Raw genomic sequence first — 19,224 nt, 5'->3', positions numbered from 1 at the left:
GTTGCATCAGGCAAGGGAGCAAGTCGTTGCAGTTGACGGTCAGTAACTGCCCATGTGGCTCAGTGGTAGAGCACTCCCTTGGTAAGGGAGAGGTCGGCAGTTCGATCCTGCCCATGGGCACCATCTCTTTTTGCATTCCCCCCCCGAAGTCAGGTTCGTTCCATCGGTCAGTCCTGCGCCATATTCCGTAATGCCAGGTTCGACTGACACTGACGCACTCCCCCGAACATAAAGCCCGACACCGTGATGCCGCCGGCGAAGCGAAGCCTGGATTTACACCCGGACGCAGGTAGCAAGGCGAACAGCGTGCTCGGTTGCGGCGGCAGAATGGATCGGCGAAGCCCCCTCCCGGCCTGAAAGACAGGCATGCAACTCACTTGACTGAATGTTGTCACGACCGGCTTTTTTTGCGGCGTAGAGAAGCGCATCGGCCGCGGCGATCAAGGTCTGTCCGGTCGCGCCCTCCACCGCAGTCGCAAAATTGACGGCAACTACGCCAAAGCTTGCCGTTGCCACGACGCGCTGGCTGGCACCGACAATCGTTGCCTTGCCGGCAATCGCGCCGCGCAGGCGTTCGGCAATTTGCACGGCGTCATCCAGAGCGGTTTGCGGCAAGACCAGGATGAACTCCTCGCCGCCATGCCGGACAACGCTGTCAATATGCTCGCGGGTTTTCTCCTGGAGGATGGCCGCGATATCACGCAGGACAGCATCTCCGATCTGGTGGCCGTAGGTGTCGTTGATCACCTTGAAGTGGTCGATATCGCACGCGATGATCGACAGGCAATGGCCCGAGCGCTGTGCTCGCGAGAATTCAGCGTTCAGCAGATGGTCATACAGGTGCCGCCGGTTGAAGCATCCCGTGAGATGGTCCCGGACGGAAAGCTGCTTCAGCGTCAACTGGACCCTGTATTCGTCGCGCCGGAGGCTTTGGTATCGCCTGGCAGCCACCACACCGAAGCTGTTGGCCAGCAGCAGGAGCATCGACATCGTCAGCACATCGGATGCCGTGAGGTTCGCCAGGTTGACAGCGATCACGATGAAGACGGCCGTGCTGGCGAACGCAATGGCCTGCGCGACGATCAATCGATTCGGGATGAAAATGTAGACGACGATCAGCATGATGCACATGGACATCGCATGCCAGGGCATCTCGTGAGGGCGGTGCCAGGCGACCAGCATGAACGCCGCCATCCCTACGACTTCAGCCGCGGTTGCCGCGAGTCGAGGGGCGACGAGTGACCTGGGCCGAAGACGGATCAGGTAGAGCCCGGTGAACGCCGTGACCGCGACGAGCGCGCGGGCAAGGAACAGTGTCAGCACATCCCGGGTGTACCCCAGTGCCCCGACATCGGTCAACGCAAATGCAAGATAGAAAAGCGAACAGAAGCTCAGCGTGCTGTGCAGCGAGGCATGAACGCGATCCAGCTGGTCGGCCTGGAAGTCTTGCTCTAGCTCCTGGCTGGCGAATTCGACCCGCAGGCGGTCGATCCCAAAAGTGGGTTGCGATTGCGAGATCATGGTTGAGTTCAATAGCGCTCCGCCAAGGCAGCCACGACGAAGTGCCAATCATAACCCGCACGCAGAAGTAAAGGCCCCCGCCGTTGTGGGGGCAACACGTGAGCGTCCCGACCGGCAAACAGGCCAGCACCTTGTTGCCCGGTCACTGCCGGTCACTGCCATACCAAGCCCACGACAATCAGGTCAATAGGGGAAACCCGACGGCGGTCCTTGCCCGCCGGAGAGCGAAGCCGGACTATTGCGCAGCGTCACCGTCGCTGCCACCCAGCGAGCGCAGCAGCGCCGGAACCTTGGCGCTGCTGGTCGCCTGCACACGGGCGATGAGGTCGTAATCAACCCGACGCATGCCATAAGTCTGCGCGATATCGCGCTGCAGCCGGTGCCAGAGGTGACAGGTCATCTGCGCATCGGCCATCGCACGGTGTGCACGTCCGGCCTGGGGCAGCCGCAGCATCTCCACCAGCGTCGACAGCCTGTGGTTGCGGGCCTGCGGGTAGACACGCCTCGAAACCAGCATCGTGCAGGCGAAGGACTGATCGGCCGGCATCCCCAGGTGCGCGAGTTCAGCTTGCCAGAACCTTCGGTCGAAGCCCGCGTTGTGGGCCACCACGGGATGCTTGCCGACGAACCGGGCCGCTTCGCGCATCACCGTCGACGCGGCGGGTGCCGACGCAATCATGTCGTTTGTGATGCCCGTGAGGTTCACGACATCCGAGGGGATGCGTCTTCCCGCATTCATCAGGCTTTGATAACGGTCGACGATTTCCCCGTCGCGCAACAGGATCACAGCAATTTCCGTAGCCCGGTCGCCTTGACGCGGCGACAGTCCCGTCGTTTCAAAATCCAGAACCGCAACGGTCTGCATGTCATTTCCCTTTGGGGTTCATCCGACTTTCGTTTGGGTCAGCGCCGCCGGCACCGGCTTTGCCGCGCGCCGCCGCGCCCGCGCCGCCAGCCCGCTGCCGAGCGCCCAGCGCAAGGTCGGCGCCAGCACGCGCATGCCGGCCAGCGAAACCGGCCGGCGGATTGCCTTGGCGCCATGCAGGCCAAGTTCGCGCTGCACCCAGCCCGGCAGGAGCGCGATGCCGGCATCGCCCATGATACGCACCGCCGGGACCAGCAGGGGACTGGCCACGGGCATCGCCATGACCAGCTTCACCACTTCGCGGGTCCGGTCGCTCGCGGCCAGCTGCGGGCGCATGCGCTCCAGGTAGGCGGCGATGGCGGCGGCGCTGCGCGGCACGTCCGTCGCGCCCAGCATCTCGGCGATACGCGCCACCTCGGCGTAGTAGCGGTCCTGTTCGGCCGTGGAGAGCGGTCCGACATAGCGCAGGTAAGCAGTGAGAAAGCTCGACACCTCGGCCACATGGACCCAGGTCAGCAGCGCGGGATCGTCGGCCGCGTACGGGCGGCCGTCCGGGGCAGTGCCCTTGACCACGGCGTGGATGCGCTTGACGCGCTCGATCAGCGCCAGCGCATCGGCGCGGCTGCCGTAGGTGGTGCCGGCAATGAACTGCGCGGTGCGCCCCAGCCGGCCCTGCATATCGGTGCGGAAGGTGGAGTGATCCCACACGCCGGCCAGCGCAAGCGGATGCATGGTCTGCATCAGCAAGGCGCTGACGCCGCCTGCCAGCATGGCCGGGAAATCCGCATGCACCCGCCAGCAGACCGCTTCCGGGCCAAACAGGCCGGGGTCGCCGGGCGGGTTGTCGTAGTCGAGGCTGAGGCCGGAGTTGCTGCGGGTCAGGCCCCGCACCTGTGCGCCCGCCTGGGCGCGCAGACGGTCGAGCCACCGCCGGCGAAGCGTGCCGGCCTGGGGCGTGGAGGGTGGGGTGCCGGGTTGGTGGCCTTGCGAGCCGCTCATGGGTGCCTGCAGTTTGCGTGCGGATTCGACCGATCCCTATTATCGCTCAGTAGTAATGCAGGTCGGTCGCCTTGCCCCAGAATACACGGTAGGCATACAGCGTGTAGCCCAGGATGGTGGGCAGCACGATCGCCGCGCCGACCAGGATCACGCCGAGCGACTCCGGCGCGCTCGCCGCCTGCCAGATGTCGATCTTGTCCACCACCAGGTAGGGGAAGATGCTGTATGCCAGGCCGTTGAACGCCATCAGGAAGATCACCGCGGTGCCGGCAAACGGCACCCAGCACCAGCGGTCGTTGCCGTGGTCGTGCATGGCCGGCATGCGCCGCAGCAGGCGGTCGATGATGACGAGCAGCGCCACGGTGACCAGCGGGATCGGCGCCAGCAGGATGATGTTGGGCAGCGAGAACCATTTGTCGAAGATGCGCTGGCTCACCATCGGCGTGACCAGCGAGATCGCCGCCACGCCGATGCCGGTCAGCCACAGGCTGCGCCGCGCCCAGTACATGGCGCGCCGCTGCAGGCTGCCGCTGGTTTTCATGATCAGCCAGCCCGCGCCCAGCAGGCAGTAGCCGGCCACGAGGCACAGCCCCACCCCCACCGCGAAGGCCAGGTCCAGCCAGCCGTGCTGGAAGCCGGTGATGTACAGGCCGAGCATCAGGCCCTGCGAGAAGCCGGCCAGCAGCGAGCCGGCGTAGAACGCGCGGTTCCACCAAGGCTTGTGGTGGGCGCGCGCCTTCACGCGGAAGTCGAATGCCACGCCGCGGATGATCAGCCCCGCCAGCATCAGCGCCACCGGCAGATAGAGCTGGGTCAGGATCATGCCGTGCGCGATGGGGAAGGCCGTGAGCAGCAGGCCCACGCCGAGCACCAGCCAGGTTTCATTGGCGTCCCAGAAGGGGCCGATCGAGGCGATCATGGTGTCCTTGTCGGCATCGTCCGCGCGGCGCAGCAGCACGCCCACGCCCAGGTCGTAGCCGTCCAGGATCACGTAGATCAGCATCGAGATGCCCATCAGGGCCAGGAACACCAGCGGCATCCAGCCGGCGGGTTGGGTCAGGTCGTTCATTCTGCGCTCCGCAATTGGCCAGGCAACACGGCTTGAGGGGTTTCGATCCCGCCGCCCACGTCGGGGGCGGTTCCCGCCTTGCGGGCCAGGTAGAAGACCACCGAGACATAGGCGGCGATCAGTGCCAGGTAGAGCGCGAGATACATCGCCAGCGTGGCGCCGATCATGGCCGCCGGCACCTTGGAGGCGGCCTGCGCGGTGGTCAGCACGCCGTACACCAGGTAAGGCTGGCGGCCGATCTCGGTGACGTACCAGCCGGCCACCAGCGCCACCCAGCCGGAGAAGGTCATGGCAACCAGGGCCCTTGCCATCCACGGCGCGGGCTGGCCGCCGCGGCGCAGCTGCCACGCCGCCGCCCACGACACCGCCAGCATCAGCAGGCCCACGCCCACCATGATGCGAAAGGCAAAGAACAGCGGCGCTACCGGCGGGTGCTTGTCGCCAAAGGCGTCGATGCCCTTGACCTCGCCGTCCGCGCTATGCGTCAGGTAGATCGAAGCCAGCTTGGGAATGGCGATCTCGAAATGGTTGCTTTGCGTGGTCGCGTCAGGCAGGCCGAACAGCACCGCGGGCGCGCCTTTTTCCGTCTTCCAGATACCCTCCATGGCGGCGATCTTGGCCGGCTGGTGATGCAGGGTGTTCAGGCCGTGCAGGTCGCCCGCCACGATCTGCAGCGGGATCAGCGCCGCCGCGATGGTCACGCCGGTGCGCAGCGACGACAGCACTTCCGGCGCGCGGTCGCCGCGCAGCCAGCGGTAGGCCGAGAGGCCCGCCAGCAGGAAGGCCACGGTCAGGCCCGAGGCCAGCAGCATATGGACGAAGCGGTAAGGGAAGGACGGATTGAAGATCACCGCCAGCCAGCTCGTCACGTGCGCGCGGCCATCGATCATCTCGAATCCCGCCGGGGTTTGCATCCACGAGTTCAGCGCCAGGATCCAGAAGGCCGACAAGGTGGTGCCGCCCGCCACCAGCAGCGTGGCGATGGTATGCGTGCGGTTGCTGACCCGGCGCATGCCGAACAGCATGATGCCAAGGAAGGTGGCCTCCAGGAAGAACGCCGTCAGCACCTCGTAGGCCAGCAGCGGGCCGGCCACATTGCCGACGGTTTCCATATAGCCCGGCCAGTTGGTGCCGAACTGGAAACTCATGGTGACGCCGCTCACCACGCCCAGCGCGAAGGTCAGGGCAAAGATCTTGACCCAGAAGCGGTAGGCCGCCATCCAGCGGTCGTCGCCGGTCTTGCTGAAGCGCAGCTTGAAGAACAGCAGCACCCAGGTCAGCGCGATGCTGATGGTGGGAAACAGGATGTGGAACGTGATGTTGGCGGCAAACTGCACGCGCGCAAGCACCACCGGGTCCAGCGACGAAAACATGGATCTACTCCTTCCGGGTGCGGGTCGACCTGGCCTTCACGGCACTGGCAGGGGGTTTGTCGGCGCGGGCCTTGCCGCCGATGGCAACGCTGAGCTTGTCCTTCACATCAAGCAGCTTGTTGACCTTGGAGCCGAGCTTCATCAGCTTCTCCAGCGTGGCCACGTCCAGCTTCTGGATCTCGCCGAACCAGCTCGTTACCAGCAGGATCAGCTGGTACATCTCCGTCATCCGCTCTTGCGCATGACGGTCGTTCGGATCGGCGGGGGTCTCCAGCTGCACTTCGCGCAGCATCGACAAGGTGGGATCGATCTCGCGCCGGCGGCGCTCCTCGGCCAGCGTGCGAAAGATTGCCCAGACATCGTCCGGCGCCGAGAAATACTCGCGGCGGTCGCCCGGCTGGTGCGACAGCTTCACCAGGTTCCACGACTCCAGCTCCTTCAGGCCGATGCTGACGTTGGAGCGCGAAAAACCCAGCGCCTCGGCGATCTCGTCGGCATTGAGCGGGCGGGAGGCGGTAAACAGCAGGGCGTAGATCTGCCCGACCGTACGGTTGATGCCCCAGCGGCTGCCCATCTCGCCGAAATGGAGCACGAAGCGCTGGATCAGGGGCGAGAGATGCATGCTTGTTTGTTTTGAATTTTTAGGAAGTTGTGAAAGTTTAGTATGAAGTGGGTGGGTGTGCCCGGGTTGGTGGGTGCGGCAAAGTGTCGCTGTCCGGTCGAGGAGATGATATTTGTCACGTCTCCTATCCCCGCGCATCGGCGGCTCTGCCAACCAGGAGCCATGTACGCAAGTCACCGATGCCCTTCGCGGTGACCACACCGCGCTCTTCGAGCTGGAATTCTTCTCCAAGCTGAAGTCGTGTGGCTTCCGTCACCTGAATGCGATCGGCGATGCCATGGGATTCCATCCGGCTGGCGATATTCACGGTATCGCCCCACAGGTCATAGATGAACTTTCTCCGCCCGATCACGCCGGCGACGACGGCGCCGCTGTGGATGCCAACTCGCAACCGCAGGTTGTAGCCGCTCCGCGCATTGAATTGCTTCAGTGAATCAATCATGTCCATTGCCATGTGCGCGGCGCGAGCCGCATGATTGGCGGCAGGGACAGGCAGTCCCGCGGCCGCCATGTAGGCATCGCCGATTGTCTTGATTTTCTCGAGCCCCCGGTTGTCGGCGATATTGTCGAAGTCGGCAAAGATCTCGTTCAACACCGCCACTAGCTGTTCGGGGCGCATGCCGGGAGAAAAGCGGGTGAACTGCACGATGTCGGCGAATATCACCGATACGTCCTGGAACCTGTCTGCGATGATCTCCGGTGGACCGCTGGCGACGAGATCGGAGCGCAATTTAAGCCGCTCCGCGATGGGGGCGGGCAGCACGTTGAGAAGCAGCCGATCGGTTACCTGCTGCTCACGCACGAGCTTCTCGTAAAGGTGTCTGAGTTCATCGCCTTGGTGAACGATCGTCTCCCGGCTCGCCTCCAGTTCGCGCACCTTCTGCTCGAGTTCCTTGCCGTAGTTCAATGCCTCACCATGCAGCAGGCGCACTTCCAGCATATTGCGAACCCGCATCAGTACCTCGGCAAGTTCAAACGGTTTGCTGACGAAGTCTCTGGCTCCTGCCTGCAATGCGCGTAGTCTGTGGTCAGGTTGGGCGGTGACGACGATCACTGGAAGGTAGCTGTCTGGCTGGGCGTCCTTGATGGCTTCCATGACCTCGAAGCCGTCCATGCCGGGCATCTGGAGGTCCAGCAAGATCAGGTCATAGTGGTTCCTGTCATGAAGCTGACGAACCATGCGCGGATCGGTGGTCGACGCAACACAGGTATATCCGGCTCCGCGAAGCATTTGCTCGAGCAGCAGGACGTTGGCCTCCAGATCGTCAACAATCAGGATGCTCGCCGCCAGGATGTTCGATGCGTTGATCATGGCGAGATTCCACTTTCATTAGCCTTGGGTCGTCCGGCCTTGCGGTTGTTCAAGCGCGGCGCTCAGCGCATCCATGAATTCACGGATCTTGATCGGCTTGGTCAGATAGCGGAAGAATCCCGCCTTGATGCCTCTTTCAATGTCGCGTCGCATTGCATTCGCACTGAGGGCGATGACCGGGATATGCCTGGTCTTCGGGTCTTCGCGCAGGCGTTCCAGTGCTTCGATGCCGTTGATGTCAGGCAAATGGATGTCCATCACGATCACATCGGGCAGGGAGGCCCGGGCGAGCGTGACACCCAGCGCTCCCGTGACCGCGGATGAAAAATGTATATCGGCGCGGCGGGCGATGAGTTGCTCGACGAGATTCAGGTTGGCAGGATTGTCTTCCACGTACAGCAGGGTGCGTACCGAAGCGGGTGACTCGATTTGCGCCTTGACGGGCATGTGCGTTGCCGAGCTTTCGCCAGCCATTTCGGGTGGTCGCGCAGCGGGCAGTTCGACCCAGAATACGCTCCCCTCGCCCGGCGTACTCTCGGCGCCAATGTCCCCCCCCATCAATTCGACCAGGCGCTTGGCTACCACCAGGCCGATGCCGGTACCTTCCACTGGGCCAGCTTCATGCCCCAGACGATTGAACGGCTGGAATAGTTGTGCCAGCCGTTCCGGCGTCAAGCCCGCGCCGGTGTCGCAGACACTGACGCGCAGGCGATCGCCTTTCGGGTTCAACTGTATTTCGATGGATCCCTGGTCCCGGTTGTACTTGATGGCATTGGAAACCAGGTTGACGAGAATCTGCTTTAACCGGGTCCTGTCAGCGCGCACAAAGCACGGGGAGTCGCCCCCGGGAAATCGCATGCGAATCTCGCGCCTGAGTGCCTCTTGCTCAAGCATTGCGTGACATTCGCGCAAGATATCCACGACCGATACCGGCTCGGGGGACAGCGACATGTGCCCGGCCTCTATCTTCGCAAGATCGAGAACCTCATTGACCAATTCCAGCAAATGCCAGCCCGCCTTCAGAATTTGGTCGATGCTTGCCTGTTGCGAGGGGGATGGCGACGGGGAGTCGGAGGCCATCAGTTGCGCGAAGCCAAGGATGGCGTTCAACGGGTTGCGCAACTCATGGCTCATGCTTGACAGGAACTCGGACTTTGCGCGGTTGGCACGTTCGGCCGATGCCTGCGCCTGCTTGAGGTCCTCGATGTCGGTGCAGGATGCCAGCCACTTCACGATCTTCCCATCGGCATCCCTGAGTGGCGACCCGCGCTCAAGGTGCCATCGATAGGCGCCATCGGATGCCCGTCTCAAGCGATACTCGATCTCGTATTCTCTTCCTGCCGCCACCGCCTCCGTCCAGCGGTCGATGTTGTTGTTGAAGTCTTCGGGGTGTATGGCGGATTGCCAGGCTCCGGACTGCGTTTGCGCGTGCGCGAGGCGCTGCAATTGCTCGAGGCCAGCGTGCATGAAGGGGATGTATTCGATCCTGCTGCGTCGGGACGTGTCTTTCCCGTCAGCATGAGCGATCTGACCGAAGCGCTGGTACTGCCAGCGCTGGGTGAGCAGTTGCAACAGCATGCCCCCGGCATGCACGTGCGTAGTTACTACACTGACCGCAATGAAGTCCCCACTGCGCTCGCGAACGGCTCAATCGGCCTCGCCATCGACGCGCCGTTGATCTCCGACCCGTATCTCCACCACGCACCGCTCGGCCAGGATCGCTACGCGTGCATGATCCGGCATGACCACCCGTTCAAGGGGGATGCGCTATCTATGGCGGATTACCTGGCGATGGGGCATATCCACGTGTCTAGCCGCCGCCGGGGCAGCGGGTATGTCGATGCCGAGCTGACGCGGCTTGGTCAGCGCCGGGACATCAGGATGCGCGTGCAGCATTACATGGTCGCGCCGCTGATCGCAATGCGCTCCGATCTGGCGCTGACAGCGCCGCTGCGGCTCCTGCAGCGGTATCCGGCGCGCATCCTTGAGCTGCCGTTCGCGATTCCCGATCTGGAGTGGCATTGCTACTGGCACCGCAGTGCTGACCGGGACCCGGGCAACCGGTGGCTGCGCGAGCAACTGATGCATCTGATGCGCGATGCGGCAAATCGGCCGTGAAGCACCCAGAAACACGCTGGGGCTTCACGGAATCTTGCGTGGCCGTCAGACCGCCTTGAACATGTCTTCGACCACCTTCCTGGCATCGCCGAATACCATCATCGTCTTGTCCATGTAGAACAGTTCCTTGTCCAGACCGGCGTAGCCGGCGGCCATCGAACGTTTGTTGACGATAATCGTCTTGGCCTTGTACGCCTCCAGGATCGGCATGCCGGCGATCGGCTCGTCAGACCGTCATGCCGCCATCGACGACGATGCATTCGCCGTTGGTGTAGCTCGCGGCATCGGATACCAGGTAGAGCACCGTGCCCGCCATCTCGCGCGGCTCGGCGTGGCGGCGGAGCGGGATCTCGCTGATCTGGCGCTCGTAGCTCTCCTTGTCCTCGAACAGCGCACCGGCGAACTTGGTCTTGGTCAGGCCTGGCAGCAGGGCGTTGACGCGGATGCCCAAGGGTCCGCACTCCATGGCGAACGCGCGCGTCATGTGGGCCACGGCGGCCTTGGTGATGGAGTAGATGCCCTGCTTGTCGCCAGGGTGCAGCGCGTTGACCGATGCGGTATTGACGATGGTTCCCCCGCCTTGTGCCTTCATCATCCTGCCGGCCTCGACCGACATGAAAAAATAGCCTCGGATGTTCACTTCCACAGTCTTCTCATACGCAGCGAGATCGGTTTCGAGGATGTGCCCGAAATGCGGATTGGCAGCCGCGTTATTGACGAGAATATCGAGCCTGCCGTGCGAGCGGCGGATATGGTCGAACGTGGCAGCGATGTCTTCCATGCGGCCGACGTGGCAGGCGATGGCTTCGGCCTTGCCGCCTGCCGCGCGGATGCTCTTGGCAACGGCCTCGCAATCACCCAGCTTGCGGCTGGACACGATCACGTGCGCGCCCTGTTCCGCAAGCAGCTTGGCGATCTCCTCGCCAATGCCGCGGCTGGCGCCCGTTACCAGTGCGATCTTTCCGGTCAGATTGAACAGATTCGTGCTCATGCTTTGCTCCTCCAATAGTGTTGTGCGTTTTGGGCTGCAGCAGTCTCAGCGTTGGGTGTCGATCAATCGCACGGCTTCTTCTGCGAGCAGCCCCGCCATGTCTCCAGCCTTGCTCGCCTGCGCGCTCGATGCGTTGCCGTTGAGCGCGCGTTGCTTGACGCCCTGCGCAATGGCGGCCAGGCGGAAGAAGCTGAACGCCAGATAGAAGTGCCAGTTCTCAATCGGGGCGATGCCGCGCAGCTCGCAATAGCGCGCGACCATCTGTGCTTCCTGAGGAATCCCGAGCGCGTCGCGATCCTGCCTCGCGAGCCCCGGAACAGGCGAGCTCGACGGTAATCGCAGGCACATGCAGAAGTACGCCAGATCCGCCAGAGGGTTGCCCAGCGTGGACAGCCCCCAGTCGAGTACGGCTTTCAGGCGGTAGCTGTGCGGCTCGAACATCATATTGTCGAGCCGGAAGTCGCCATGCACGAGTGAGGGCTTGTCCGTATCCGCCGGGCAGGCCGAAGGCAACCATTCAATGAGCCGCTCCATCGCCTCGATGCCCTGCGTCTCCGCCTGGCGGTACTGCTTGGTCCAGACGCGGATCTGACGCGCGAGGTAGTTGCCGGGCTTGCCGTAGTCGGCCAGCCCGACCGATTCGACATCGATGTCATGCAGTGCGGCCATGGTGCGCAGCATCGCGTCGAAGTAGATGGCGCGGTCGGCGCGCGGCGTGTCGGGCAGGGCAGGGTTCCAGAAGATGCGCCCGTCTTCGAAGCTCATCAGGTAGAACATGCTGCCGATGACATCGCGGTCTTCGCACAGGTGATATGGGCGCGCCACGGGTAGCGCCGTGCCGGATAGCGCGGTCAGGACGCGAAATTCGCGGTCGACGGCATGGGCGGATTTCAGCAGATCGCCTGGCGGTTGCCGGCGCAGCACGTAGCGTGCCTTGGGTGTCCGCAGGAGAAAGGTGGGGTTCGACTGACCGCCGGAAAACTTCGCCGCAACGACGGGGCCCTCGAAGCCGGGGACATGATCTTCCAGATATCGCGCCAGCCGGGCGATATCGAGTTGCTGTGATGCGTGTGTCATGGTCAGGGGGCGTTCGGGTGTTCACCCGCGATTTTGGAAAGCTGCGCCATTCAGGATCGTCTGGATACGGGATGCCGTGAAGGTGGCCAGCTGCAACGATTCCGCGTTGAAGAAGTACCTGGAGACGCCGCGGTTGCGGATACGAAGGTTCAGCGCAAGGCGTTCGACGGAGGCGCCGTGCGCGTCCGCCACGTTCTGCTGCCCGCCGCGGGTCGAAAGCCGACCGTTGTTCTCCGTCCGAACGATGCCTGTTCTTGCCCTGCGAGATATCGTTCCGCCACCGTGCGCTCACCAACTCACCGGAAGCAGGATAGCGGCCCGTCACGCATTTTTGAAATTCATAGTCTGAACGCTCAGCCATTCATAGTGTGAATGGCGGCGTTCCGAGTTGCCTGGTGCCATTGGATGTGCACAAGATCCGCCCTGAGCGCCAGTTTGTTGCTGTGAGACGTGACAGCCAGGACGGCTGGTTTGAAGATGGCGACGGCCCGAGTAACGTGACCTTGATCAAGGCGCTGCGCGGCACCAAGTGGCACCTCTGGCACGGCTGCCCCTATCCAGCGTTGCGACGGCTGGAAAGTCTTGGCTGGGATCTCGATGCCGAGGCCAGCCCCGAGGAGGCGAAGCTCCTTGCCAAGCGCGAGGAGCGCATTGTGCCTACCCGTCCTATACTGATTGCAATAATAAGGAAGTACGCCATGAACTCTCTCTCCTCAATCCCCTGTCTTGCCCTGGCATGCGCAGCGATCACGCTGCTCGGCGGCTGCACGACATTTGCGCCGGTTTCGAGCGGGCAAGCCGCAATCGGTCAGCCTGTATCTGCCGTGGAGGCCAAATTCGGCAAGACTGCCGAGGAATATCCGCTGGCCAATGGTGGTACGCGACGGCTATACCCGACGGGGCCGCTTGGACAAAACACGTACGCCGCGGATTTCGACAACGGTGGAAACCTGACCTCTTTCCGGCAAATCCTGACCACAGCGGAATTTGCCCGGATCCAGATCGGGCGATCCACGCAGGAAGATGTTCTTCACACCTTCGGCAAGCCTGAAGCTATGACCTATTACCCGCTGAGCGATCGGCGGGTGTGGACGTACCGTTTCCGTGATGGCGGCTGGTTGCCGTCATTGATGAACGTTATCTTCGACCGCGACAACGTAGTGAGGGTCACGCAAATCGTTCCCGATCCGCTGCTTGACTCGTACAACTGAGGATCGGGTGACTGCCGAAATGGCCTGGATTCAGTGCTGCACAGGCGTGACGACGCTATTCTGCGGGGCGCTGACGGTGGGGCCCCCCTGCCGTCGCGCCGTGGACTCGCGCACGACAAGCCGCGGCTCGAGCATGGTGTAGCCGTCGTCGGCATTGCCGTCGAGCACATGCAAGAGCTTTTGCGTCGCCAGCTCGCCCATCCGTTCGCTCTGAAGATCCATCGTTGTAAGCGCGGGCGAGGCGTATTCGCCATAGGGGACATTGTCGAATCCGGTCACCGACACGTCCTCCGGCAGCCTGCATCCAAGCGCACGGGCTTCTTTCATGAAGCCAAGCGCGATCAGGTCGTTGTAGCAGACCACTGCTTCCGGGCGCTTCGGACCGAGCATGATCGCCGAGCAGGCGCGCTCACCGGCCTGGGCGGATGGCGCTTGCGCATCATGCACCTCGAGCGAAAGCCCTGCTTCCTCAAGACACGCCGCGACACCGCGAAGCCGTTCGGCATTCCAGCGCGACTGGCCGAAGCCAAGGTAGGCGATGCGCCGGTGCCCCTCATTGAGCAGATGGCGCGCGGCCATATACGCGGCCAGATAGCTGTCCGTCCCGACGCTGGGAAAGGGAAGGTGCGAGGTGCGCCCGAAAAGCACGACAGGCTTGTTCAGTTCCAGCATCCATTGCGCGGATTTCTCCGGCATGCGGGAGGTAATGATCAGCCCGTCAACCCGTTGAGCGAGTGCTTCGATCAACTGCCGTTCACGCGCCTGGTTTTCTTCCGTATCAACAAGTAGCAGTGTGTAGTCGTGTTGCAGCGCAATCCGGTTCGCGCCCTTGACGATGTTCGTGAAGTGGGGGTTGCGGATATCGAGAATGGCGAGCCCGATAGCGCGTGTCTTGCCGGTGATCATGGACCGTGCCAGCGGGTTGGAACGATAGCCGAGCTGCTCGATCGCCACTTTCAGCTTTGCCTCAACTGGCGCGGAGAAACGCTGGGTCCCATTCATGAACTTCGACACTGTGGCAACAGAGACACCAGCCGCCGCCGCGACGTCGCGAATGGTAGGGGAATTTGTCTTCATATATGAGCCTGTCGGTCTCTTCTGAGCGCAGTTGCCGGCCCCGGCAGCAATCGATGAGGCGGATCGAAGAAGTCGGTGTGGCGAAATTATAGGTGGAAATCGTTTTCGTAGCAGCGCGGACATCCGCAAGGGTCAGAAGGGACCATCACATGCCTGCCTTGGCATCGAGAGTTTCCTGATGATCCAGGCTCGCGCAGTGATCAGCCCAAATGCAAGCGCATCGACAACATGGCGTACTGGCCGGGACTCACCGTGTTGGTGACAGGATCGAGACGGCCGGACCGTGCCGCGGTACCGGCGCTTTCGCTGAACCATGTGAAGGTGTCACGAAGCAGGGCATGGCGTCGCAATGCAACGCGCAAGGGACCGTCCAACTCCTTTGCAGGCCAGGTTGTCCTGCCGACGCGGGGTTTCCATGCCAGATGCTGTCGGCGTGAACAGCGGCCTCGGCTTGGCCGCCCATCGCGAAGTAGGGGGGTGAAAACCCAGGCCGACCGGCATCGGCCGCGTGGAGGCATGGGTTACCTGCAAGGCCATGCCGATGCCTTGAGCATCGGATTGCTCGATGCGTTGCCGCGCCATCAGTAGCGCGGCTTGACGCGGGTCCAGTCGGGGCGGAACTTGCGCATTTGCGACACGTCATCGCGGTTCGTGATGCCGCAGCGTAGGTATTGTTCGTGAAGCGCGCCGAGCGCATCGTGATCGATTTCGACGCCGAGCCCCGGTGCGTCGGTGACCGTGACGCAGCCGTGCTCGATCCGGATCTTGCCGCCCTTGATGACCTCGTCGTCCTGCCACGGGTAATGCGTGTCACAAGCGTAGGTAAGGTTAGGCACGGCTGCCGCCAGGTGTGACATCGCCATAAGGCTGATGCCCAGGTGTGAATTCGAGTGCATGGACATGCCGAGGCCAAACGTATCGCACATCGTCGCGAGGGTCTGCGTCGCGCGCAAGCCGCCCCAGTAGTGATGATCGGACAGCACGATCTGCACCCCGTTCAGAGCGACGTTGCGGCGGAACTCTGCCATGTCGGTCACAACCATGTTGGTTGCCAGCGGCAGGCCGGTGGCCCGGTGGAGCGCGGACATGCCTTCGAGGCCTGGTGTCGGGTCTTCGTAGTACTCAAGATCGCCTTGCAGCCGTCCGGCCATCCGGAGGGCGGTGTCAAGCGACCAATTGGCATTCGGATCTATGCGCAGCGGATGATCGGGGAAGGCCTGCTTGAGCGCCTTCAGGCAATCGACCTCGTGGTCCGGATCGAGCGCGCCGGCTTTTAGCTTGATGCTGCCAAAGCCGTAGCGCTCAATCATCGTCCGTGCCTGCTCCACGATCTGCTCCGCATCCAGGGCGGGCCCCCACGTGTCGGGGCGATAGGACGGGTCGATCTGGCTGGCGAACTTGAAGAACAAATAAGCGGAGAACGGGATTTGCCGTCGCACCGCACCACCGAGCAGTTCGTGCACCGGAATGCCAAGCGACCGTGCCTGCAGATCCAGCAGCGCGACCTCAAAAGCACCAAACACCTTCCGATCTGCGTTGCTCGCTTGCGAGCCTGGAGCCACGTCGAGTTCAACGCCCTTCGAGGCAGGCGCGCCGGCGGATAGAACGCGTTGCCAAAGCCCGTTCAGGTCGAATGGATTCAATCCAATCAACAGGTCCTTAGCGCGGGTGAGGCCGTCAAGCACGGGCTTGTCGCCGTAGGTTTCTCCCAGGCCAACGAGCCCGTTGTCGGACTCCACCTCAATGATGGAGCGCAAGGCGTACGGCTCATGGACCCCGCTGGCATTGAGTAGCGGGGGGTCACTGATGGCGATGGGCGTGACACGGACGGCGACGATCTTCATTTAGGGTTTCCTCTTGCTTATAGGGCGCCGCCGCCGGGATGGCCGGCCGTCTCGACATGCGGCGCGCTTGTCCTTGTCGATAGGGCCTCCCACCGTGAGCAGTCGGCGGCTCAAAAATCCAGGGTCGTTTTGGATAACGTTTTCCTATGCTATCCAAAAATCTCGCGGCCGTAAACCATTGCGTGGAGTGAAGCAGGCGACTGAGATTGGAATCTCCTCCTGCCACAACGACAATCCGGCTGCGTTGGAATAAATACGTAATAATCAGCAAGTTAAGTCTATCCATCGACATGATTGCATGCCATCGGGGATAGCGCGGTGGCCGTAGATGCATCGTCTGCGCCACTTGGATTCAGTGCGAGCAAAGCAGCTAGGGTTTTCATGAATGAGCACATCAAGGAAAACGATTGACTCGCCGGGCACCGCTGCATATAGTCAGGAAAACGTTTTTCTTGATGCGGCTTACCAACATTTCTCAATATGCAGATGCAGTTCAATTTCAGTGGCAAGTTGGCGGTAGTGACCGGGGCATGTGGGGCCATCGGCGCGGCGATCGCACAAGAATTTCATCGCGCGGGCGCGCATGTTGTTGCCGCCGGCCGCAATCGGGCCGCGCTGGCGGCGTTGCGCGAGACGCTAGGTGGGCGATGCGAAATCGTTGTCGGCGATGTGACAAATGATGCGCATCGAAGCGAAATCATCGCCTGCGCGGCGCGGCATGGCGGCATTGATGTGCTGGTGAACAACGCCGGCATGACACAGACCAGGAAGCCAACCGGCGAAACAGGTCTTGCGGATTTCGATGAGATCGTTGGGGTGAACCTGCGCGCAATGTACGCGTTCACCCTTGACGTGATCCGCGGTTGGACTGCTTGTGCGCACAAAGGCGTGGTAGTGAACGTTTCATCGCCTGGCGCGCAGCGCGCGCATCGCAACAACGCGGTCTATGACATTAGCAAGGGTGGTGTCGATGCATTGACGCGCTGCCTGGCCGTGGACTTCGGTCAGCATGGCATTCGGGTGAATGCGATCGCGCCTGCCCAGATCCCGCATTCGCACACTCCGGACGTGAACCCGGCGGCAGCCCATGGCTTGCCGCTGCCGCGCCACGGGTTGCCTGAGGAGGCCGCATGGCCGGTGCTGTTCCTGGCTTCCGATGCAGCGTCATTCATCACGGGCCATGTGTTGCCAGTGGATGGCGGTCTTCTCGCGCAATTGCGGATGCCGGCGGTTTGAGTTGGAGGGCGCGGTTGGCCGCGTCCGATGAGCAGATCAGTKAGTCAGCACGGTGCCGGATGCGGCCGCCGTGACGGATAAGAAGGAACATGAGACAACATGGTCGGAAAAATAAAAACTCTCTGCATTGCAGCGATGACTTGCACAACCATCAATGCATATGCGCAGGGCTCTGTCACGCTGTATGGCGTCGTTGATACGACCCTGGAGATGGCACGGACCACCGGCGCCAACAACAACGGCGCCAATGTTCCGTGGGTTTCCCGGCAACAGAGTAACAGTTCGCTATGGGGGCTCCGTGGCCGCGAGGATCTGGGTGATGGCTTGTCCGCCATATTCCAGATTGAGTACGGGTTCAGTGTCGACTCCGGCTCGGGACCCAGTGCACGGGACCAGTTCGTGGGCTTGTCGAGCGACAAGCTGGGTATGCTGCAGCTCGGTCTCCTGACCACGCCGATGCGTGCCATGGGCGGCAAGCTGAACTTCATGCCCGGCAGTACGTCGTTAGCGAACAACATCGGTGTGATGACGACATTGAACGGCACGCAGACGAACCTCAATGCGCGCCTGGCCAATTCGATTCAGTACACCACGCCCCTCTTTGGAGGTCTCAGCGCGCAGGCGGTGTATTCGCCGGGAGAGAACAGTACGCCGCCCACCAACAGTAATGTTTCGGGCTCGGCCGGAGCCCCACTGAAGGGGATGTACGCTTACGGTCTGGGCGCACAGTATGCGGGAGGTCCAATCTATGCAGGCTATGCCTATGAGTCGCGGCGCGGACAAGACCTGCTTGGCGCGGGTTCGGGCCTGTCCGGTACGGGAAGTGCGGGCATGGGCGTAGCGGCGACGGGTTACTCAAATGATTGGGAGCATCGCTTTGCACTCCGTTATGAGGCTAGTCTTGTCTCGCTCGGCTCGACAAGTTTCGGGCTTGGTTGGGACCGATTGGGGTCAACGGGTGTCTTTGGTGGAGGACAGACGGCGGGGAACGGCGAGGTCTATCGCGACTCCTTTACCATCTCCGTCATGCAGAAGGTCGGTGTGCAGGATTTCATCCTGAACTACGCCGTAGCGCGCCCGCTCAGCTGTTCGGGCGCCGCAGCCTCGGGTCAATGCTCCTCGGCACAACAACCGCACACGGGGGCGCAGCAGTTGGTATTCGCCTACCACTATTGGCTCTCTGTGCGGACCATGCTGAATGCCTACGCTAGCCGGATCCACAATAGTTCGTTCGGAACCTACGATTTCGACACGGGACCGGTGATTGGTGCCGTCGCGAGCCGGGCGTCGGGCGGCTCGCCTGTCGCCGTGGGCGTGGGTATTCGTCATACGTTCTAATCTCCACAAGGATTCTCCCATGCAGCGCAACCGGTTCAAGGCACGCTTATTGGCCCGTCCGGATCCAGTCATGCACGCCACCGATTCCCACACCACGCTGCTGGCGCCCCAGCGCCCGGCCGGTCTTTCCGATCCACGCGCGCTGCTGCGCGAGCTGTTCGATACCGCGGTCGGCGCCGTCAGCGCGACCCACTGCCTGCCGCCGCAACTGCCGGCGCCGCCCAAGGGCCGCACGGTGGTGATCGGCGCGGGCAAGGCTGCCGCCGCCATGGCGCAGGCCGTCGAGGCGCACTGGCAAGGTGAATTGTCCGGGCTGGTCGTCACGCGCTATGGACATGGCGCGGCGTGCCGCCGCATCGAGGTAGTGGAAGCCGCGCATCCGGTACCCGACGAAGCCGGCCAGCGCGCGGCGCAACGCATGGTGGAACTGGTCGAGGGCCTCACCGCCGACGACCTGGTGCTGTGCCTGATCTCCGGCGGCGGCTCCGCGCTGCTGGCCGCGCCCGCGCCCGGCATCACGCTCGCCGACAAGCAGGCCGTGAACCGCGCGCTGCTCAAGCGCGCTGCTCAA

17 protein-coding genes, 1 tRNA gene and 3 pseudogenes are annotated in these 19,224 nt (G+C 62.6%); 7 read left to right on the top strand and 14 right to left on the bottom strand.

The features are described from left to right. Window positions 1-48: 48 nt before the first annotated feature. Window positions 49-123 (top strand) — tRNA-Thr (locus AC1DQ3_RS16260). Between the two features lie 150 nt (window positions 124-273). Here the strand turns inward: AC1DQ3_RS16260 and AC1DQ3_RS16255 are convergent. The 8 genes from AC1DQ3_RS16255 to AC1DQ3_RS16220 form a co-directional block, all read right to left on the bottom strand. Beyond that, the gene (locus AC1DQ3_RS16255) at window positions 274-1,521 is read right to left on the bottom strand and encodes a GGDEF domain-containing protein (RefSeq protein ID WP_477121194.1); all 1,248 of its coding nucleotides are present in this window, start codon (window positions 1,519-1,521) and stop codon (window positions 274-276) included. Between the two features lie 235 nt (window positions 1,522-1,756). Beyond that, entirely contained in the window at window positions 1,757-2,386 is a 630-nt protein-coding gene (locus AC1DQ3_RS16250) for a 3'-5' exonuclease (RefSeq protein ID WP_477121193.1), read from the bottom strand. Between the two features lie 18 nt (window positions 2,387-2,404). Further along, entirely contained in the window at window positions 2,405-3,385 is a 981-nt protein-coding gene (locus tag AC1DQ3_RS16245; RefSeq protein ID WP_477121192.1) for an oxygenase MpaB family protein, read from the bottom strand. Between the two features lie 46 nt (window positions 3,386-3,431). Then, complete coding sequence (locus AC1DQ3_RS16240; protein ID WP_477121191.1) at window positions 3,432-4,454, bottom strand: cytochrome d ubiquinol oxidase subunit II; 1,023 nt, start codon at window positions 4,452-4,454, stop codon at window positions 3,432-3,434. Beyond that, window positions 4,451-5,827 carry a cytochrome ubiquinol oxidase subunit I gene (locus AC1DQ3_RS16235; RefSeq protein ID WP_477121190.1) on the bottom strand — a complete coding sequence of 459 codons (1,377 nt, stop codon included), beginning with the start codon at window positions 5,825-5,827 and terminating at the stop codon, window positions 4,451-4,453. Before AC1DQ3_RS16235 ends, AC1DQ3_RS16240 begins: the two co-directional genes overlap by 4 nt. A gap of 4 nt (window positions 5,828-5,831) precedes the next feature. Further along, entirely contained in the window at window positions 5,832-6,449 is a 618-nt protein-coding gene (locus AC1DQ3_RS16230) for a GbsR/MarR family transcriptional regulator (RefSeq protein ID WP_477121189.1), read from the bottom strand. Window positions 6,450-6,573: 124 nt separating this feature from the next. Continuing rightward, window positions 6,574-7,761: an adenylate/guanylate cyclase domain-containing protein gene (locus AC1DQ3_RS16225; RefSeq protein ID WP_477121188.1), complete on the bottom strand. Its 1,188-nt coding sequence runs from the start codon at window positions 7,759-7,761 to the stop codon at window positions 6,574-6,576. A gap of 18 nt (window positions 7,762-7,779) precedes the next feature. After that, on the bottom strand, window positions 7,780-9,228 hold the full coding sequence (locus tag AC1DQ3_RS16220) for an ATP-binding response regulator (protein WP_477121293.1): 1,449 nt from the start codon (window positions 9,226-9,228) through the stop codon (window positions 7,780-7,782). Here AC1DQ3_RS16220 and AC1DQ3_RS16215 point away from each other — a divergent pair. After that, window positions 9,187-9,879 (top strand): annotated as a pseudogene (locus AC1DQ3_RS16215) (LysR substrate-binding domain-containing protein); the annotation flags it as partial. The gene AC1DQ3_RS16220 and the pseudogene AC1DQ3_RS16215 sit on opposite strands and share 42 nt — an antisense overlap. Before the next feature lie 45 nt (window positions 9,880-9,924). On the opposite strand, the pseudogene AC1DQ3_RS16210 reads toward AC1DQ3_RS16215, so the two are convergent. The 4 genes and pseudogenes from AC1DQ3_RS16210 to AC1DQ3_RS16195 all read right to left on the bottom strand — a co-directional run. Then, a pseudogene (locus AC1DQ3_RS16210) lies at window positions 9,925-10,101 on the bottom strand (NAD(P)(+) transhydrogenase (Re/Si-specific) subunit beta); the annotation flags it as partial. 4 nt (window positions 10,102-10,105) lie between these two features. Beyond that, on the bottom strand, window positions 10,106-10,870 hold the full coding sequence (locus tag AC1DQ3_RS16205) for an SDR family oxidoreductase (protein ID WP_477121187.1): 765 nt from the start codon (window positions 10,868-10,870) through the stop codon (window positions 10,106-10,108). Between the two features lie 45 nt (window positions 10,871-10,915). After that, window positions 10,916-11,947, bottom strand: a complete 1,032-nt coding sequence (locus tag AC1DQ3_RS16200) for a phosphotransferase (RefSeq protein WP_477121186.1) — start codon at window positions 11,945-11,947, stop codon at window positions 10,916-10,918. 21 nt (window positions 11,948-11,968) lie between these two features. Next, complete coding sequence (locus tag AC1DQ3_RS16195) at window positions 11,969-12,139, bottom strand: hypothetical protein (protein ID WP_477121185.1); 171 nt, start codon at window positions 12,137-12,139, stop codon at window positions 11,969-11,971. Between the two features lie 284 nt (window positions 12,140-12,423). Here AC1DQ3_RS16195 and AC1DQ3_RS16190 point away from each other — a divergent pair. Both AC1DQ3_RS16190 and AC1DQ3_RS16185 read left to right on the top strand, forming a co-directional pair. Beyond that, window positions 12,424-12,600: pseudogene (locus AC1DQ3_RS16190) on the top strand (ISKra4-like element ISBte1 family transposase); the annotation flags it as partial. 45 nt (window positions 12,601-12,645) lie between these two features. Continuing rightward, on the top strand, window positions 12,646-13,158 hold the full coding sequence (locus tag AC1DQ3_RS16185; protein WP_477121292.1) for a hypothetical protein: 513 nt from the start codon (window positions 12,646-12,648) through the stop codon (window positions 13,156-13,158). 30 nt (window positions 13,159-13,188) lie between these two features. Here AC1DQ3_RS16185 and AC1DQ3_RS16180 read toward each other — a convergent pair whose 3' ends face one another. Continuing rightward, window positions 13,189-14,235: a LacI family DNA-binding transcriptional regulator gene (locus tag AC1DQ3_RS16180; protein ID WP_477121184.1), complete on the bottom strand. Its 1,047-nt coding sequence runs from the start codon at window positions 14,233-14,235 to the stop codon at window positions 13,189-13,191. 581 nt (window positions 14,236-14,816) lie between these two features. Next, window positions 14,817-16,079, bottom strand: a complete 1,263-nt coding sequence (locus AC1DQ3_RS16175; protein WP_477121183.1) for a glucarate dehydratase family protein — start codon at window positions 16,077-16,079, stop codon at window positions 14,817-14,819. A 480-nt stretch (window positions 16,080-16,559) separates the two neighbouring features. Between AC1DQ3_RS16175 and AC1DQ3_RS16170 the strand changes: the two genes are divergently transcribed. The 3 genes from AC1DQ3_RS16170 to AC1DQ3_RS16160 form a co-directional block, all read left to right on the top strand. Beyond that, entirely contained in the window at window positions 16,560-17,315 is a 756-nt protein-coding gene (locus AC1DQ3_RS16170) for an SDR family NAD(P)-dependent oxidoreductase (RefSeq protein ID WP_477121182.1), read from the top strand. 99 nt (window positions 17,316-17,414) lie between these two features. After that, the gene (locus AC1DQ3_RS16165; protein WP_477121181.1) at window positions 17,415-18,653 is read left to right on the top strand and encodes a porin; all 1,239 of its coding nucleotides are present in this window, start codon (window positions 17,415-17,417) and stop codon (window positions 18,651-18,653) included. 70 nt (window positions 18,654-18,723) lie between these two features. Further along, window positions 18,724-19,224 (top strand): DUF4147 domain-containing protein (locus tag AC1DQ3_RS16160; RefSeq protein ID WP_477121180.1); only part of this gene is annotated, 501 nt, incomplete at its 3' end.

The sequence above is a fragment of the Cupriavidus sp. 01T418 genome, assembly GCF_056398885.1.
The sequence above is the reverse complement of the archived record's forward strand: the minus strand, read 5'-3'. Positions and strand labels throughout refer to the sequence as shown.

Coding starts and splice junctions, on each gene's coding strand:
- AC1DQ3_RS16180 (WP_477121184.1), bottom strand. CDS start 14,235: ATGAAGACAAATTCCCCTACCATTCGCGACGTCGCGGCGGCGGCTGGT.
- AC1DQ3_RS16245 (WP_477121192.1), bottom strand. CDS start 3,385: ATGAGCGGCTCGCAAGGCCACCAACCCGGCACCCCACCCTCCACGCCC.
- AC1DQ3_RS16255 (WP_477121194.1), bottom strand. CDS start 1,521: ATGATCTCGCAATCGCAACCCACTTTTGGGATCGACCGCCTGCGGGTC.
- AC1DQ3_RS16175 (WP_477121183.1), bottom strand. CDS start 16,079: ATGAAGATCGTCGCCGTCCGTGTCACGCCCATCGCCATCAGTGACCCC.
- AC1DQ3_RS16225 (WP_477121188.1), bottom strand. CDS start 7,761: ATGATCAACGCATCGAACATCCTGGCGGCGAGCATCCTGATTGTTGAC.
- AC1DQ3_RS16185 (WP_477121292.1), top strand. CDS start 12,646: ATGAACTCTCTCTCCTCAATCCCCTGTCTTGCCCTGGCATGCGCAGCG.
- AC1DQ3_RS16200 (WP_477121186.1), bottom strand. CDS start 11,947: ATGACACACGCATCACAGCAACTCGATATCGCCCGGCTGGCGCGATAT.
- AC1DQ3_RS16205 (WP_477121187.1), bottom strand. CDS start 10,870: ATGAGCACGAATCTGTTCAATCTGACCGGAAAGATCGCACTGGTAACG.
- AC1DQ3_RS16250 (WP_477121193.1), bottom strand. CDS start 2,386: ATGCAGACCGTTGCGGTTCTGGATTTTGAAACGACGGGACTGTCGCCG.
- AC1DQ3_RS16235 (WP_477121190.1), bottom strand. CDS start 5,827: ATGTTTTCGTCGCTGGACCCGGTGGTGCTTGCGCGCGTGCAGTTTGCC.
- AC1DQ3_RS16240 (WP_477121191.1), bottom strand. CDS start 4,454: ATGAACGACCTGACCCAACCCGCCGGCTGGATGCCGCTGGTGTTCCTG.
- AC1DQ3_RS16170 (WP_477121182.1), top strand. CDS start 16,560: ATGCAGATGCAGTTCAATTTCAGTGGCAAGTTGGCGGTAGTGACCGGG.
- AC1DQ3_RS16230 (WP_477121189.1), bottom strand. CDS start 6,449: ATGCATCTCTCGCCCCTGATCCAGCGCTTCGTGCTCCATTTCGGCGAG.
- AC1DQ3_RS16220 (WP_477121293.1), bottom strand. CDS start 9,228: ATGCACGCTGGCCTCGAGCAATTGCAGCGCCTCGCGCACGCGCAAACG.
- AC1DQ3_RS16165 (WP_477121181.1), top strand. CDS start 17,415: ATGGTCGGAAAAATAAAAACTCTCTGCATTGCAGCGATGACTTGCACA.